Here is a 241-nt window from a genome sequence, read left to right on the forward strand (position 1 = left end):
GGTGCGTTATCGGAGTAAAGTGTTAATGGCCCATTTTCTTGGGGGACGTTTAGTACGTGTTGTGTGGTGTGAATTCAAGAGTGAAAGTGGCCACTGGAAAAAAGCGCATTTATTATTGAGGACCGATGCCAAGCTGACCCCGGAACAGATCATCGAAGCCTATGGAGAACGCTGGTCGATTGAATCGATGTTCAATCAACTGAAACTCTCCTGGGGCTTGAAAGAGGCCTGGCAACAAACC

At 47.7% G+C, this 241-nt stretch carries 1 pseudogene; it reads left to right on the forward strand.

What is annotated here, in order from left to right:
- Positions 1-25: 25 nt before the first annotated feature.
- Positions 26-241: pseudogene (locus ACOCD2_RS24965) on the forward strand (hypothetical protein); the annotation flags it as partial.

It is taken from the genome of Thiolapillus sp. (assembly GCF_048562965.1).
GTDB lineage: Bacteria > Pseudomonadota > Gammaproteobacteria > Chromatiales > Chromatiaceae > Thiolapillus > Thiolapillus brandeum_A.